Here is a 16,378-nt window from a genome sequence, read left to right as displayed (position 1 = left end):
GGGCCTGATGTTGTAAACCAAGATTACTCCGGCTTACGGAACTGTGAGCGAAGCATCTTGGAGGCAGTTGAAGCTTGAACGGGAAAATCTTGAAGTAAAACAGATCTTAGTTTTTCTCCACGCTCGATAATGTTGCTGAATTCACTTTTCGCTGCTTTTAAGGAGTTTGTGGGGAAGCGGACTGAAACGGCGGTGCCTCGAAGTTCAAAAGCGTGGTGGAACTGTTTGCGGTTCGAAAGCTTGAGGTGATCTCCATTTGAGAGGATGTGAAATTCTCCAAACTTCCCAAATATTTCACTCAATATGTACAACCCAAAACCGGAGTTTCCCCAGTAGTCGTCTTGACTGAATCTCTCGTCGCGAGAAACACCACTTATTCCGGGAAAAATAGCTATCTTAAGGCCGGCTAAATTGTTTTCAAAGTCGACGTACTCATTGTCCCAAAGCGTTTCTGAAATGCCAACACCGTTGTCCATAGCAACGATTTCTGCTTCGCCACTTTGAGGCCAGTACTGTCCAAGAAAAACGCATTCCGTTCCCTGGCTGTGTTCCATTGAATTTCTTACGATCTCACGGATGGAAAACTGAACTAGATCAAAAATGTCGCCTTTGTCCGTTTGCATAAGGACTTTTGCCATCTCGGCAGCAAATTCGTCGACTTTTTCTGCGACAGGGCGATCACCTGCTTCCTCACGTACTTTGTTAATGTCCCAAACGGTAATAGGGAAAAAATTCGAGGAGCCAGTGACTTCACCAACCTTTCGACCCTCTTCGATTCCGATGAAGTCAAAGAAACCTATATGGCGAGCGTACCCTAGAAAAGGCTTTTCGGTATTTTTAGGGAGAATGATCCCCAGTTCGACGTCTGGGTTGTCCAGCCTAAATTGGCGGATACGAGAAGCTAAATATAGCAATGGAAAAGGTTCAGCGAAGGAACACCAACGAAAATCAAGTTCGACCCTGTTAAAACCCAGGTTTATTGACTTCAACACTTCGTCAATCATTTTTAAGCTTTTGATTTGATTCGGAATTCTAACATTTTTAAGTTTCAATGGGGCCTCTTTAAAATTTGAGATGCGAAAACAGAAAGGGGCAGAGAAATTCTCCACCCCTTGGTCTAAAACCTTACCGCACAAACTTCTTATGCTTCAACCGCTTGGGCTCTAGCGCATCCGCTCCCAGACGGCGTTTCTTGTCTTCCTCATAGTCCTCGAAGTTACCCTCGAACCACTCGACATGGGCGTCGCCCTCAAACGCCAGCATGTGGGTACAGATCCGGTCAAGGAAGAAACGATCGTGCGAGATCACCACGGCGCAGCCGGCGAAATCGACCAGCGCGTCTTCGAGCGCACGCAGGGTTTCCACGTCCAGATCGTTGGTCGGTTCATCGAGCAGCAGCACGTTGCCGCCTTCTTTCAACAAACGCGCCATGTGGACACGGTTACGCTCACCACCCGATAGCAGGTTCAGCGGTTTCTGCTGGTCGCCGCCTTTGAAGTTGAACGACGAGCAATAGGCGCGCGAGTTGACCTGCGCGTCGCCCAGTTCGATGATCTCGGCACCGCCAGAAATGGCTTCCCACACGGTTTCTTTGTCGTTCAGGTCATCGCGCGACTGATCCACATAGGACAGCTTCACCGTGTCGCCGTATGTCACCGAACCCTCGTCCGGGGTTTCCTGACCAGTCAGCATGCGGAACAGGGTGGATTTACCGGCGCCGTTGGGGCCGATCACGCCGACGATGCCACCGGGGGGCAGATCAAACGACAGGCCCTCGACCAGCTGTTTGTCGCCATAGTGCTTGGCCAGATTTTCGACCTCGATCACCTTGTTGCCCAGACGCGGGCCGTTAGGGATAACGATCTGGGCGCGGGTCAGTTTCTCGCGCTCGGACTGTTCAGCCAGATCGTTATAGGCGTTGATCCGGGCCTTGGATTTGGCCTGACGGGCCTTGGCACCCTGACGCATCCAGTCCAGCTCGCGCTCCAGCGTTTTCTGCTTGGATTTGTCCTCGCGGGCTTCCTGCGCCAGACGCTTGGCTTTTTGCTCTAGCCAATCGGAATAGTTGCCCTCGTTCGGGATACCCTTGCCGCGGTCCAGTTCCAGAATCCAGCTGGTGATGTCATCCAGGAAATAACGGTCGTGGGTAACGATCAGGATGGTGCCTTTGTAGTCCATCAGGTGCTGCTGCAACCATGCGATGGTTTCGGCGTCCAGGTGGTTGGTCGGTTCATCGAGCAGCAGCATGTCGGGCGCTTCGAGCAGCAGTTTGCACAGGGCCACACGGCGCAGTTCACCACCGGACAGGTTGGCAATCTCGGCGTCATCTGGCGGGCAGCGCAGGGCCTCCATCGAGACGTCAATCTGGCTGTCCAGATCCCACAGGTTCTCGGCGTCGATCTTGTCCTGCAGCTCGGCCATCTCGTCTGCGGTTTCGTCCGAGTAGTTCATCGCCAATTCGTTATAGCGGTCGAGGATCGCCTTTTTCGACGCTACACCCAGCATGACGTTTTCACGCACGGTCAGGCTCTCATCCAGCTTTGGCTCCTGCGGCAGATAGCCAACTTTGGCGCCTTCAGCCGCCCAGGCCTCACCTGTGAAGTCCTTGTCGAGACCGGCCATGATCTTCATCAGGGTCGATTTACCCGAGCCGTTAACCCCGACAACACCGATTTTTACGCCGGGGAGGAAGGACAGGTGGATGTTTTCAAAGCACTTCTTGCCACCGGGGTAGGTCTTGGAGACACCCTGCATGTGGTAGACGTATTGATAGGCGGCCATGAGACAGCTCCGTGATGGGGGGAATGTAATTTGGAAGGAGTGATAGCGGATGGCGCCGGTGGGGGCAATGTTGTGTTGGCATTGCGGTGGTTTATTCCGAGCCTCCAGTTTTGTTTGGGTCGTGGGTGGCGTCAGTACCCACTTGGGCCGTAAGGCAAAGCCGCACGGCCCGCGCCCTGGGCTCCGCCCGTTTCGATCTGAAATGATCCCCCGGATCATTTCCAAGACGATCTCAACTCCCCCCGGAAGGCGCTTTGCACCTACCCAAGGTCAGGTGCGGGCCTTGGGAGCTGAAGCGTATCATACTCTTCTCAATACCATTGCTCAGTTTGGAACTAGGAAACGTCAAAATATTCGACATTTATCATGTTTCGCGGTTGTTACTTGTCGTTTGTCTTTTGAAAATGCAAGTAATCCCGAACCCCGTATGCAACGAGAGCTGTGAGGCAAAGAAAGATCATGCTCTTAACTTGAACCAAAGAAAGTCCATAGGTGTCACGCATGGTATCTTCGGTTGCAAAAATTATGGCTGCGATGCCGAAAACGAAGAGTGTCGAAAATATAATTGTTTTTCGAATGCCACCCTTTTGGTTCATCTTTTGCTTCAAATATTTCAAAATTTTCGCCCTTGAGTAGACGCTTGTTCCGATTTCATTGGTCATTAAATGCAATCCTGTTTGAGGCCTGGTACACCGAGAAAATAGACAGTTTCCCTACTGCCCATCTGCCTTTTATCCGTCTAAGCTACTCTGTCAAAGAAGGCATGCAGCGCAAATAGAAAAGCCCTTTTGGCAATGTTCTCCCAAGTCATGCTGCGGGAGGCCGAACTGCTTCAGAATGAAGATTGAGGAGAATGCGGCATAGGATGCAGTAAACAAAGCAAATCGAACGAATCTTTGTATTGCGTTTCTGTTCGTTTGGACTTTGGCGCGTGCGAAGCACGGGCCGCGCCCGACCCTCCCCCCGGGAGGGCGCTTTCGCACCCACCCAGGGTCGGGCGCGACCCTCGGTTGCACTTGGCTTCCCCCCTATTTCCGTGCATCAAGCCCCGGATGAGACATGGTTTTCCATATCTGCGTGCGGGCATGACTGTTGGTCTGTTGGGGGGGTCGTTTGATCCGGCCCATATGGGGCATGTGCAGATCAGCCGGGCGGCGTTGCAGCGGTTTGGGCTGGATCGGCTGTGGTGGCTGGTCAGTCCCGGCAATCCGCTGAAACGGCATCAGCCCGCTCCGCTGGACAAACGCATGGATGCGGCGCGGCGGATCATGCAGCATCCGCATGTGCATATCAGTGATGCCGAGGCACAACTGGGCACGCGCTATACTGCGCAGACCCTGCGGCACTTGCGGCGGATGTATCCGGGTGTGCGCTTTGTCTGGTTGATGGGCGCGGATAATCTGGCGCAGTTTCACCGCTGGAAAGACTGGCGACAGATCATGGATACGGTGCCGGTTGGGGTGTTGGCGCGGCCGGGTGATCGGATCTCGGCTCGATTGTCGCCAGCGGCGCGGATCTATGCGCCCTATCGGTTGAAAGGATCACAGAGCCGTTTGCTGGCCCACGCGACATGCCCGGCCTGGTGTTTTGTGAATGTACCGATGGTCGACGCCAGCTCATCCGCGATCCGGGCACGGGGCGAGTGGTCAGCGACGTAGCATCGCCGAGCCAAGGCCGGCGCTGATGACGACGGCCAGACCTAACCACGTCAGCATGTCTGGCAATTGTCCAAAAGCGGCCCAGCCCAAGGTGACAGCGGCGATCAGTTGGAAGTAGACCATTGGCGCCAGTTTGGTGGCCGCGACTTTGTTATAGGCAAACAGCAAAATCAGGTTGCCCAGCATCGAAAACGCTGCACTGCCCACGGTCAGGGCCGAGGTGCTTAGGGTGAATTCTGGCAGGTTTGTCAGGCCCAAGGGTAACATGAACAGGGCCGCAATGAGCAGTTGAATCAGGCTGAGTTCTAGCGGCGTCCCAAGATGGGCGAGCCATCGGCCGGTGGTCAGGAAGGCTCCGTAGAACCCACCAGCAAGCACCGCCCACAACAGGTTGATCGAGCCTCCGAAACCGGGGCGGACAACTAAGATAACGCCGGCAAAGCCGATGGCCATAAGCAGGGACCGCAGCCATGTGGTGGGTTCGCGCAGGAACACAGCCGATAGAACATAGCTGACAATAGGGCCAACAAAGAAGGCCGCAAAGACATCTGCCATCGGTTCGGTCCTGAGTGCGGTTTGGACCGAGAAAATGCCGCCGACCAATAGCAATGCCCGCAACCACATGCGCTTGTCCTTTAGCAGGGAATAGGCGCGGGGCGGGACAAAAGGGATTAACAATGCGCTGCCAACGACAAAACGTGACGATGCGATAAAGCCGGGTGTTGCAATGCCGCTGCCGGTCAGCAACTTGCCACACAGATCACCGGCAGGGATCATTGACATAGCGACGAACATGAGAATGACTGCCTGCAACATGGGCGCACCTTTAACAGGCAGTGTGCTTACTAAAAAGCCCAAATCGACAGTCTGACTGTTTGCCGTTTAGAAATGATTTTATTACACTATGCGTACTATGGTTACTCGACGATTTTTTCTGCTTTCTGGATCTGCCCTCATTGGGACAGGTGGTGCTTGGGCGAATGCTCCGGTCACGTCATTGCGGCCCCAAGCCCGACGTGAGGGCATTAGGATTAGCACTGCTGATGGGCTGAAGAGCATTCTGCGGGGGGCGGGGTTGCCGGGAGAGGTGGCCTGTGCTGTTGCAGACGTGGAATCGGGCCTGCGGCTTGAGGCGGAGAACGGCACGGCTGGGCTGCCGCCGGCCAGTGTTGCCAAGGCCCTAACCGCGCTATACGCGCTGGATACGCTAGGGGCTGATCATCGATTTCAGACCCGTGTTATCGCCACAGGCAGTATTATCGGTGGCGTCCTAAAAGGGGATTTGATCCTGGTTGGCGGTGGCGATCCGACATTGAACACCGATCATCTGGCGCAACTGGCTAAAACGCTGAAAACCGCCGGAGTGCGCGAGGTAAAGGGCGGGTTCAAACTGTGGGACGGGGCATTGCCCTATGTGCGCACCATTGACGCTGATCAGCCTGACCACGTGGGCTATAGCCCTGCAATTTCAGGGCTGGCCCTGAACTATAACCGGGTGCATTTTGAATGGAAGCGGGCAGGACAGAGCTGGTCTGTCAGTATGGATGCCCGCACCGAGAAATACCGCCCCGAAGTGTCTGTTGCTCGCATGAAAGTCGCAAAGCGGAAGGCACCGGTTTACACCTATGCCGACAGGGGTGGTGCAGATCAGTGGACTGTGGCCAATGCCGCGTTGGGCAAGGGCGGGTCGCGCTGGTTGCCGGTGCGACGTCCAACTGAATATGCTGGTGATGTTTTCCGCACTATGGCGCGTTCACATGGGATCGTGTTGTCAAAGCCGAAAGTTGTAAACTCTCTGCCGCAGGGCAAAGTACTGGCGCAACACAGCAGTGCGACCCTGTCGGTGATGCTGCGCGGGATGTTGAAGTATTCAAATAACCTGATGGCCGAGATGATCGGCATGTCTGCCACAGCAGCGGGTGGGCGTCGCCCCGGTTCGCTGAAGGCATCGGCGGACGCGATGAACCGATGGGCGGCTGCGAAATATGGCATGTCCAGCACCCGACTGGTGGATCATTCAGGTCTGGGCGAAGCGTCGCGAATGACGCCCAACGATCTGGTTGGAGCACTGATTGCTGCGCGCAAGGTGGGGCAGCTTAAACCACTGCTAAAGCCATTCCTGCTGCGCGATGCCGGTGGCAAGGTGAACAAGAACCATCCGATCAAGGTGAACGCCAAAACCGGTACGCTCAATTTTGTGTCTGGTCTGGGTGGTTTCATGACTGCCGCTGATGGGACCGAACTGGCCTTTGCTATATTTGCTGCCGATCAGGGTGCGCGATCACGCATCAAACGCGCCGACCGTGAAAGACCACAAGGGGCCCGCAGCTGGAACCGCAAGGCCAAGAAGATGCAGCAAAAGCTGATTGAGCGATGGGGATCCGTCTACGGCAGCTGAGGGTGTTCGGTCGGGGGCATATAATCTGTGCAATCTACAACACGGTCAGGCCAAGCCCTCGAAGCAGTTCGGTGGCTTGCTCTTTTGAGATGATTGCTCCTTTGAAGCTCGAAGCGCTGGAGAAACTAAGCTCGCCAAGATCGGCTGTTCTTAGGTCTGCCTTGCCAAAACGGGTTGTAGATAAATGCGCGTCATTCAAACGGCATCGATACAATAGGGCCTCGCGAAAATCGCAGTCGGCCAGATCTGCGCCTGAGAAGTCAATTTCTTCCAACTCACACTTACGAAAGTTCATTTTTCTAAGGAATGCATTGGACAGGATGGACCTGTGAAACTGCACACCGAGTGACCTTGCTTCATCGAAGTTTCCGCCCGTCAGTTTGCAATCTGTAAAACGTGCGCCTGACAAATACGTGCCTCTCCAATTAGAGAGCGACAGGTTGCAGTTGTCAAAACTGGCTTCGGAAAAGTCGCCGAAACTGAAATCGGCGTGCAGAGCGCGACAGGCCCTAAATTTCGCTCCTTCGCAGGTCATGCTTTTCATAATGCTGTCCCGGAAGGTGCATCCGTCAAACGAGCATTCGGTGAAATCCAGACCTGAAAGATCTGCGTTGATTATGTCGATACGCTGAAAGGTATTCTGCCCCTGGGACAGGTGGTGTTCAAAATCACTCCGCGTAAACCGCAGTTGTTCTTGCATCATTTGAGTAGTCGGCCACTAATTTTTTGGATGGGTAGGTCTGAGATGTCCAATCCTTCGATACAGCGCAGGTTGATGGCCCAGCCGTTAAAGGCGGCGTTTCCAGCGCTTAGCTCTTCCTCTGATACTGCGCGGGGGCGGCGGAAGGGCAGGATGCCACAGGTCTTGCAAAAGTAATCTTTGGCCGTTCCGGTGCCCCATTCGTACAAGGTCAAATCGGACAGAGGGGTATGCAGGGTAAACTGCTCTTCTTCGACACGGAAGATCAATGCACCGCGCTGGTGGCAAATAGAACAGTCACAGATGCGGGTGTGATCGATGTCTGCCTTCACCGAAAATCGGGTGCGGCGGCAGTGGCAGGCACCCTGCCAAATCTGGGTGCCGCCGGTGGTCATGTCTTAGATCACATGCCGCGCGCGGGCACCGCGTTCGATTGCGGCGGCGTGTAGGCGGTCGATGTTCAGCTCGTAGCGGATCTCGGCTAAGAACTCTAACTCGGTTTCGTTCAGGCGTCCGTCTGATGCTGCCACGTCGCAGGCCAGCGCATAGGCGGTTTCACACAGGCGCTCGGGCAGGTTATCGCGAATTAGGCCGAACAGCGCGTCCAGACCGTCTTCTTGTTCAAACAGGTCCAGCACGGTTTGCGACATCCGCTTGATCCGGTCGATGTCATAGTCTGCAAACACCGGCAGCATGTTCACGGCATTCTGGATCTCCATCAATTCCGAGGTGCGGATGTTTTCGTCCGATGCCGACACCGCCACCATGATCGCAACGAGGCAATCCTGCGGAGTAAGCGGATGGGGAGAGGACTCGGTCATGTGGCATCCTTTGAACTGGGTTGCAGAGCAGTGTGTTACCAATAGGATAGGGAGGCGGCGGTGTGGGTACAACAGTTGCCTGCTATTTATCGGCGTCAATCAGCCATGACGCTAGTTTGGCTGTTCTGCTGGATCAGGAAGCAGGATCAGTTTGAAAGAACGCCGAATCCTGATTTCGGCCAATGGCCTGCCAGTATCCGTCTTCCTCGGCCAGACCTTCGACTGTCAGGACGATGCCGTCGCGGTTTAGAATGTACAGGGAAGGAAAGGCATTGACGTTTAGCTGCGTGATGACGGAATCGGTGTCGTCAACCAGCACACGACATGGAACACCTGCTGCTTTCAGCTGATCTTCAATCTGGTTTTTGTCGTACCAATGGCTGTCTTCCGGGGCCTTGTTGTAGCCTGTGATGATATGCACATCGGCGATCTTGTCCGGGGCCAGTTGGTACAGAGCAATCAGATTTTCCAACTCCTGACGGAAAGGGCCATTGGTGCGATATTCCCCAAGGCAGTACACCAACAGGAACTGGTCGTCCTGCAGGTCGCTCAGCGTTTCGGGCAATGAAACCGGTGGGCCATCGGGCCAAGTGCCAAACGGATCATGCTGGGGTAGGCGATAGTTGCAAGGGAATGGTTTGCTCAAAAGGGGCGACCAAAGGATCAAGCCCTCTCGGTTTGCGATCGAGGCGTAAAGGCGTCGCAGCCCGTTTAGCTCTGGATACCCCGCAACGGCGGTTTCGGACATTTCCAGGGCTTCTTCGGTTGCGCCAATCCCCAGCTTCATCAAGGTATCAATGAACCAGATCAGGCCAAAATACTGGCTTGGCATGCGGTCAATGCCCTGTTCTTCGCGGCGCTGTTCGGCGGTATCAATGGCCTTGCGGGCCAGTCCGTCCATTCCCAGCGCCTTATAACTTAGGGCCAGAAGAACCAGGTTATTGTAGTCGTTCGATGCGAAAATTTGCGCCTGTCGACGTTCGGGATTCATGAATCGACCAAACAGTGACGGCACAAGGGGAAGGAGCGAGATTTCGAACGCATCCTTCAGTTTGGCAAATTCCCCCCAGTCGCCATGGTTCCAGATTGCGTGAAGCATGTACAAGTTCACCGAGCCCGATTTTATGTCGGCAATCAGCTGGTCGTTGACACTGGGAATGACTTTGATCCCATGCGGCCAGGGGCCGGCGGGAATGGACCAGATCTCATTCGTGCTAGGGTCTTGGACAGTTACGGTATTGATACCGTTCTGCTTTGATCGCGATAAGGCATCATCGGTGGGTGCCTGGCCGTCTATCTGCAGGATCAGCCAGCCGGGCATCAGTCCGATGGCCTGCGCGGGGCTGCCTTCAAACACTGCTGCGATCTCGCGGCATGACGAACGGGATTTCGTGACTTGTGGTAAAGGCCAGTTTTCAGCTGTGAGAGTGCGAGACAATCTGAGGTCTTTCCAGAAAAAATATGCTGCTGTCTGTAGTTGAATACTACGTAGGGTTGGTAAAATTATCCAAGGTTATTTTGCAGATCAGTCTGAAGTGGTTAATTTTTGCTCGGCGAAAGCGGTTGTCGGCATTGCGAACATTGACTCATGCTGCACTAGCACAATAGACCGTGCCAGTCTGCTGCATGGGGCAGCGGGCACGCGATGCGGCCCGATCCGGGCTCGCCGATGGAGAACAACATGTCTGAACTGCGCGAAACTGCTCTGAAGAGCAAAGCCTGGCCGTTTGAAGAAGCCCGTAAGGTGCTCAAACGTTATGCCAAGGGCGCGCCTGAGAAGGGATATGTGCTGTTTGAAACCGGTTATGGCCCGTCTGGCCTGCCGCATATCGGCACCTTTGGTGAAGTCGCCCGGACCACCATGATCAAACGTGCCTTCGAAGTGATCTCGGACATTCCGACCAAGCTGGTTTGTTTTTCGGACGATCTGGACGGCATGCGCAAGGTGCCAGGCAACGTGCCAAACCCAGACGCGTTGGTTGAGCACATGCAAAAGCCGCTGACCGCCGTGCCAGATCCGTTTGGTACGCATGAAAGCTTTGGCCATCACAACAACGCCATGCTGCGCCGGTTCCTGGATACCTTTGGCTTCGAGTATGAGTTCATCTCGGCCAATGATTTCTATGGTTCGGGCCAGTTTGACGAAGTGCTGAAGCGCGCGGTTGAAAAGTACGACGAGGTCATGGCCGTCATGCTGAAGTCACTGCGTGAAGAACGTCGCCAGACCTATTCGATCTTTCTGCCGATCCACCCGGAAACTGGCCGGGTTCTGTATGTGCCGATGAAAAAGGTCTGCGCCGAAACCCACACCATCACCTTTGATGATGAGGACGGCAAGGAATGGACGCTGCCGGTCACTGGCGGCAACGTAAAGCTGCAGTGGAAGCCGGACTTTGGCGCCCGCTGGGCTGCGCTGGGCGTTGATTTTGAGATGTACGGCAAGGACCACAGCACCAACACGCCGATCTATGACAGCATCTGTCGTATTCTCGGCCACCGCGCACCGGACCATTTCACCTATGAACTGTTCCTGGATGCCAACGGCCAGAAGATCTCAAAAACCAGCGGCAACGGGATTTCGATTGATGAATGGCTGACCTATGCTAGCTCGGAAAGCCTGTCGTACTTTATGTATCAAAAGCCAAAGACGGCGAAGCGGATGCATTTTGATGTGATCCCCAAGGCGGTGGATGAATATCACCAGCAGCTACGGGCCTATCACGGGCAGGACACCAAGGCACAGTTGAACAACCCGGTTTGGCATATCCACGGTGGCGACGTGCCACAGTCAGATATGGTGGTGCCGTTTGCGATGCTGTTGAACATCGCTAGTGTGTCCAATGCCGAGGACAAAGAAACACTGTGGGGCTTTATCAACAAGTACGCGCCAGACGCGACGCCGGAAAGCAACCCGACTTTGGATCAGGCGGCTGGTTTTGCCGTGGCTTACTTCAATGATTTTGTGAAGCCAGCCAAGACCTACCGTCTGCCGACAGATCAAGAGCGCGCGGCGTTGTCTGATCTCGCAGAGGCGCTAAAATCGCCTGAGGCGGCATTGGCAGCAATTGCAAAGAAGAATGAGATCGACGGCAAGGATGATGCGTTGCCAGAAGTTGATTTTGGTAGCGATGATTTCTTGCAGTCGGTGGTGTTCGCCATTGGTAAGATCCACGAATTTGACCCGCTGCGGGCCTGGTTCTCGGCTATCTACGAAGTGCTGCTAGGTGCGACGCAGGGGCCACGTTTTGGTGGTTTCATCGCGCTGTATGGTGTCGAAGACACCATTGCGCTGATCGACAAGGCGCTGGCAGGTGAGCTGGTCTGATTGCTGATATCAGGCAGCGATAATAACAATCTGCGGAGCCGGGTTTAGGCTCCGCAGACTTCAGTCAGGTGTCGTTAAAAGCTCTCCCAGATGTCATCTCGGGATGAACCACCATTAGCGGCCTTCGCAACTGGCGGTTCCTCAGCTTCGACTTCCCAGTCCATTCCATGCGCCGTTGGGGCGACCGGTTCAGGGGCAGGTCGGTTGTCGACCCGGTGACACTCAATATTGAAATGTGACACCATTTCGGACAGCTTTCTGGCGTCAGCGTCTAGCAAGTGGCTGGCTGCGGTGGCCTCCTCGACCATGGCGGCGTTTTGCTGGGTTACCTGATCTAGTTGGGTGACGCCGAGGTTGATTTCACCCAGCCCGGTTGATTGTTCCGTAGACCCAACCGCAATCTCGGACACCAGTTGCGAGATATGGCCGACGCGGCTTACAATGCTGTTCAGCGCCTCTCCGGCCTTGCCGACAAGATCAACGCCTTGTTCAACCTGTTTGGAACTGTCGCTTATCAGCTTTTTGATCTCCATTGCGGCATCCGATGAACGCTGGGCAAGGGCACGCACCTCTGATGCGACAACTGCAAAGCCACGACCGGCATCACCAGCGCGGGCGGCTTCGACCCCGGCGTTCAGGGCCAACAGGTTGGTCTGGAATGCAATGTCGTCAATCACTCCGATGATCTGGCTGATGTGGTGGGCGGACTTTTCGATCTCGGTCATGGCCGACACCGCATGCTGCACCACAACGTCACTTTCCTCGGCCTCAACTTTGGCTTCGTTTACGATGGTTTCTACACTGTGCGCCCCGTCAGCGGCGGACTTGACGCTTACAGTCATCTCTTCCAACGCGGCTGCGGTCTGCTCTAGGGTTGCCGCCTGGCTTTCGGTGCGCTGTGCCAGATCATCCGATGCGCGGCTGATTTCGGTCGCGCCACCACGGATACTTTCTGCCGAATTGATGACATCCACAATAGTATCGCTAAGCGTTGTCAGAGTCCGGTTAAAGTCATTGCGCAGCTGTTCGTGATCGGCGGGGAAGGGGTCAACCAGTGGGTTTGAGAAATCACCCTTTGCAAGATTGTCCAAACCACGGCTAAGTTTATCGACCACCTGTTGTTGTTCCTCTTGCTGTGCGGCGCGTTCATCTTCGGCGCTGCGAGCCTGTTTTAGATCATCTCTCAGGCTGACGAGGGTTTTGCCGATCTGGCCCAGTTCGTCGCCACGGTCTGCTGATGGGACATCTTCATCCAAATCACCCCCAGCTACCGCGTTCATGTTTTCGCAAATCTTGGCGATCGGGCGGGTGATGGTTCGGGTGGTGAACAACACGACTAGCATTATGCCAAGCCCGGCGAGGGCGACGCCAATCAGGATGTTGCGGGTCAAGGTATTCGCCGCAACCAGTGGGGCCTGAATGTTTTCTCGTACTTCAAGAACCCCGCGTACATCGCCAACCTGCCAATCGGATTTTGGGGTGTCAGGGTGTGCATTGTGGCAGGAAACGCAGCCCTCGGCGACCATTCGATCCGCCACTGCGACCCTTAGATGTGTCTCTCCGTTCGATACTTCGCGACGCTTGAAGGTGCCCTCAGGATTGGCGCTCAGATATTCCCAGGCTTCTTTCATGAAGCTGTCCATTTCGCGATCTGCTCGGCCTGGAAACGGATAAGCACTATACAGCGAGAGGCTGAGACCCTGACCTACCAATAAGCTGCTGACATCATGTACAAATGTTGCCGGTAGGGGAATAACACTGGGGTCGTCTTTATGGTCAATCCCCGGCGAAATATCAGTCGACGCCTTGACGTCCTTGATCACGTTTTTGGTATAGTATCCGCGTATCAGTTTGATTTGGTTGACGATATTTGTCGCTGCGGTGGTGGCGAAGTCAATTGTGTTCTTTTCCAAAACTCGGGGGACTGTAGCCCAGGCGAGACCAAGGCAAAGTATGATAAAGAGTGGGATTGGCATGGTCAGTCGAAAGGCGATCGATTGAATCATCTTCTGCATGTCTGGCGCTCCATTTTGTCCAAATCGATGCCTTCGCCATTTTAGGGGCCAGGATATTGAGGCTCCTGAGAGGGCATATTTTTGGGCTCACATTCTCATTTGTAAGCGTGAAACTACCATAAATCGGTTACGCAGGGCTTAAGTCGCAATTGCCGGATGCTGACCAAGCTTTGAAGGTGCTACACCGGCCTAGTTCTGGACAGTGTAGCACTGGCTTTACAGTATCTTAGAAGTCTTGCCAGATTTTACCGGCGCCGTCGTTTGCGGCCATGGCCAGAGGTTGGCCCTCTGATTTACAGTCATCCCAATCCCCGCCATGGGCCTGTGGCGCACCACTTTGGTTATGAGATTCGGGGGTTGGTATGCGATCGCCATCGCGGCGGCAGTGCGGATTGATACTAAATTCCGCTACCAGTTCGGACAGCTTGCTCGCATCCGTCGTTAACAAGTGGCTGGCAGCAGTTGCCTCTTCCACCATGGCGGCGTTTTGCTGGGTGACCTGATCCAGCTGGGTGACACCGACGTTGATTTCACCCAGTCCGGTGGACTGTTCAGCTGATCCTACAGCCATCTCTGACACCAACTCTGAGATATGGCCAACACGGTTGACGATGCTATTCAGCGCCTCGCCAGCTTTGCCGACCAGATCAACACCCTGCTCAACCTGCTTGGAACTGTCGATGATCAGTGTCTTGATCTCCATCGCTGCATCCGAGGACCGTTGGGCCAGAGCCCGGACTTCTGACGCGACAACAGCAAACCCACGACCAGCTTCGCCTGCTCGGGCGGCCTCGACGCCTGCATTCAGGGCCAGCAGGTTGGTTTGGAACGCAATGTCATCGATCACGCCGATAATCTGGCTGATGTGGCGAGCGGATTCCTCAATCTCGGTCATTGCCGAAACCGCATGCTGCACGACGACGTCGCTTTCTTCGGCTTCAGTTTTGGCTTCGTTGACGATGTTCTCTACACTGTGTGCCCCGTCGGCCGCGGATTTAACGCTGGCTGTCATTTGCTCAAGCGCTGCCGCCGTTTGCTCAAGCGTGGCTGCCTGGCTTTCCGTGCGCTGTGACAGATCATCTGCCGCGCGGCTAATTTCGGTCGCGCCGCCGCGGATACTGTCAGCTGAGCCAATCACGTCCATAATGGTTGAGCTAAGTGTGGTCAGAGTGCGATTGAAATCTTGACGCAGCTGTTCGTTGTCCGCAGGAAACGGCTTGTCTAGTGGTTTTGAGAAGTCTCCGTTGGCGAGGTTTAGCAGACCACCACTCAGTTGCTCGACAACATCGCGCTGTTGTTCTTGCTGCTTTACGACTTGCTCTTGCGCAATCGAGGCGGCCTTCAGGTCAGTTTTGAACCCCTCGAGTGTGCGAGCGATGGTTCCAAATTCATCACCTGCCTCTGAACCGGCAACAGGTTCATCATAATCCTTTTGCGCAATGTGTTCGACACTACGGGCAAGGGATGCAATGCGGCGGGCAACGCCGCGTGCCGCGAACCAAGACAACAGAGCAACGATCAAGGACACGACCACGACCTGAATTACGGATGACCGGAGCATTTCATTTTCTGTGGCCAAGGCCTCAGAGCTGTCTATCTCTAGAACGATCCCCCATGTTCTTCCCTTGAAGGTGAAGGGGATTGATTCAGCTTCTACCAGTTGGTCCGACAGGCCCTTAACTCCGGATAGGGAATGGTGCCCTTCGAGAAAGGATTCTGAGATCTGTGGTAACGTGGGCAAAGGGTCAAGAATTTGGTGGCCGCCAGAGTGGGGGGATGCGGTTAGCGCTACACCATCTTCACGTACAAGGTAGACCAACCCAGTCTCGCCCAGAATACTGGACTGAGACAGAATATCGGTCATGTGATCAATCGGGATCTGAAGTACAAATACGCCGAGTAATTCACCGCTGCGAAAAACCGGAGTGGAAATGAACATGGCAGGTGCCCCGTGGCTGGGAGCGTAGGCATCCATCGAAGTTAAATGGACTTCGCCTTCAGGCAGTGTTCTTGCCGCTCGAAAGGCTTCTCCGAGCCCTGAGGTGCTGTACTGGCCGGATTGGAAATTGGTTGCGAAGTCGTCTTCTTTGAAAACGGAATAGACCAAGTCGCCCTGAGGGTTCAGTAGGAAGAGGTCATAATACTCTAGCTCGCGTTGGAAAGTTTGAAACCCCAGATGGTACTCTTGGTGCAGGTCTGACCAAAGCGATTGGTCTGTGGCCTTTACGAGTTCATCCTTGGAACCCAATGGATTTGGGTTGTCGAAAATATAGGCGTTTCGCAGGTGTTCACCGGGAGTGTCACCCAGCTGCTGCCACGCTTGGTCAAATTCGCCTAGGGCTGTTCTGATGCTCTTGCTGGCAGCAATGGCCCGGGTTTCTGTTTCCACCCGTCCCAGCCAATCCTTCAGTGCATGTCGACGTTCGGATAACAGAGTATAAAAGGCAGTTTCGCGATTTTCTTGGAGAGCTGCATGGGATTGCCAAGCGTATATGAGCCCTGATGCGATAGTTAGCATGATCGTCGGTAGAGCAATCAAGAGCGGTAGTTTCTTACTTATTTTGAGGCCGTTCCACAGCGAGATTAGGCTGGTCATGATAGCGGATCTCTCTTTTAACAAGTGTTACTAGTTACATGGCCGAACAAAAGGTGGCCTGGTGGTAAAGTGCTCGTATTTCAT

Annotated in this window: 13 protein-coding genes; 3 read left to right on the top strand and 10 right to left on the bottom strand. The window is 54.4% G+C overall.

Going from position 1 to position 16,378, the window contains the following annotated elements:
* Positions 1 to 23: 23 nt before the first annotated feature.
* The 3 genes from DL239_RS09285 to DL239_RS09275 all read right to left on the bottom strand — a co-directional run bounded on the left by DL239_RS09285 (position 24) and on the right by DL239_RS09275 (position 3,443).
* Positions 24 to 1,052, bottom strand: a complete 1,029-nt coding sequence (locus DL239_RS09285; protein ID WP_167683728.1) for an ATP-binding protein — start codon at positions 1,050 to 1,052, stop codon at positions 24 to 26.
* Positions 1,053 to 1,125: 73 nt separating this feature from the next.
* Positions 1,126 to 2,781, bottom strand: a complete 1,656-nt coding sequence (gene ettA, locus DL239_RS09280) for an energy-dependent translational throttle protein EttA (RefSeq protein WP_167683727.1) — start codon at positions 2,779 to 2,781, stop codon at positions 1,126 to 1,128.
* A 380-nt stretch (positions 2,782 to 3,161) separates the two neighbouring features.
* The gene (locus tag DL239_RS09275) at positions 3,162 to 3,443 is read right to left on the bottom strand and encodes a hypothetical protein (protein ID WP_167683726.1); all 282 of its coding nucleotides are present in this window, start codon (positions 3,441 to 3,443) and stop codon (positions 3,162 to 3,164) included.
* A 390-nt stretch (positions 3,444 to 3,833) separates the two neighbouring features.
* On the opposite strand from DL239_RS09275, the gene DL239_RS09270 reads away from it, so the two are divergent.
* Entirely contained in the window at positions 3,834 to 4,439 is a 606-nt protein-coding gene (locus DL239_RS09270) for a nicotinate-nucleotide adenylyltransferase (RefSeq protein WP_167683725.1), read from the top strand.
* On the opposite strand, the gene DL239_RS09265 is transcribed toward DL239_RS09270, so the two are convergent.
* The gene (locus DL239_RS09265; protein ID WP_167683724.1) at positions 4,428 to 5,255 is read right to left on the bottom strand and encodes a DMT family transporter; all 828 of its coding nucleotides are present in this window, start codon (positions 5,253 to 5,255) and stop codon (positions 4,428 to 4,430) included. The genes DL239_RS09270 and DL239_RS09265 overlap by 12 nt on opposite strands.
* Before the next feature lie 97 nt (positions 5,256 to 5,352).
* Here DL239_RS09265 and dacB point away from each other — a divergent pair, with 97 nt between their 5' ends.
* Complete coding sequence (dacB, locus tag DL239_RS09260) at positions 5,353 to 6,837, top strand: D-alanyl-D-alanine carboxypeptidase/D-alanyl-D-alanine endopeptidase (RefSeq protein WP_167683723.1); 1,485 nt, start codon at positions 5,353 to 5,355, stop codon at positions 6,835 to 6,837.
* Between the two features lie 34 nt (positions 6,838 to 6,871).
* Here dacB and DL239_RS09255 read toward each other — a convergent pair whose 3' ends face one another.
* From DL239_RS09255 to DL239_RS09240, 4 genes are all read right to left on the bottom strand, one after another.
* Positions 6,872 to 7,537: a pentapeptide repeat-containing protein gene (locus tag DL239_RS09255; protein WP_167683722.1), complete on the bottom strand. Its 666-nt coding sequence runs from the start codon at positions 7,535 to 7,537 to the stop codon at positions 6,872 to 6,874.
* Complete coding sequence (locus tag DL239_RS09250; RefSeq protein ID WP_167683721.1) at positions 7,537 to 7,932, bottom strand: GFA family protein; 396 nt, start codon at positions 7,930 to 7,932, stop codon at positions 7,537 to 7,539. Before DL239_RS09250 ends, DL239_RS09255 begins: the two co-directional genes overlap by 1 nt.
* Positions 7,933 to 7,935: 3 nt before the next feature.
* Positions 7,936 to 8,358 (bottom strand): tellurite resistance TerB family protein, encoded by a 423-nt coding sequence (locus DL239_RS09245; protein ID WP_167683720.1) that lies wholly within the window; start codon positions 8,356 to 8,358, stop codon positions 7,936 to 7,938.
* 133 nt (positions 8,359 to 8,491) lie between these two features.
* On the bottom strand, positions 8,492 to 9,796 hold the full coding sequence (locus tag DL239_RS09240; protein ID WP_167683719.1) for a TlpA family protein disulfide reductase: 1,305 nt from the start codon (positions 9,794 to 9,796) through the stop codon (positions 8,492 to 8,494).
* 243 nt (positions 9,797 to 10,039) lie between these two features.
* On the opposite strand from DL239_RS09240, the gene DL239_RS09235 reads away from it, so the two are divergent.
* The gene (locus DL239_RS09235) at positions 10,040 to 11,683 is read left to right on the top strand and encodes a lysine--tRNA ligase (RefSeq protein WP_167683718.1); all 1,644 of its coding nucleotides are present in this window, start codon (positions 10,040 to 10,042) and stop codon (positions 11,681 to 11,683) included.
* A gap of 74 nt (positions 11,684 to 11,757) precedes the next feature.
* Here the strand turns inward: DL239_RS09235 and DL239_RS09230 are convergent, their stop codons facing one another.
* Positions 11,758 to 13,698, bottom strand: a complete 1,941-nt coding sequence (locus DL239_RS09230) for a methyl-accepting chemotaxis protein (RefSeq protein WP_167683717.1) — start codon at positions 13,696 to 13,698, stop codon at positions 11,758 to 11,760.
* Between the two features lie 226 nt (positions 13,699 to 13,924).
* Positions 13,925 to 16,294: a methyl-accepting chemotaxis protein gene (locus DL239_RS09225; RefSeq protein ID WP_167683716.1), complete on the bottom strand. Its 2,370-nt coding sequence runs from the start codon at positions 16,292 to 16,294 to the stop codon at positions 13,925 to 13,927.
* Positions 16,295 to 16,378 lie beyond the last annotated feature (84 nt).

This window comes from Parasedimentitalea denitrificans, from assembly GCF_011813015.1.
Classification (GTDB): domain Bacteria; phylum Pseudomonadota; class Alphaproteobacteria; order Rhodobacterales; family Rhodobacteraceae; genus Parasedimentitalea; species Parasedimentitalea denitrificans.
This window is presented reverse-complemented; position numbering and strand designations above follow the sequence as displayed.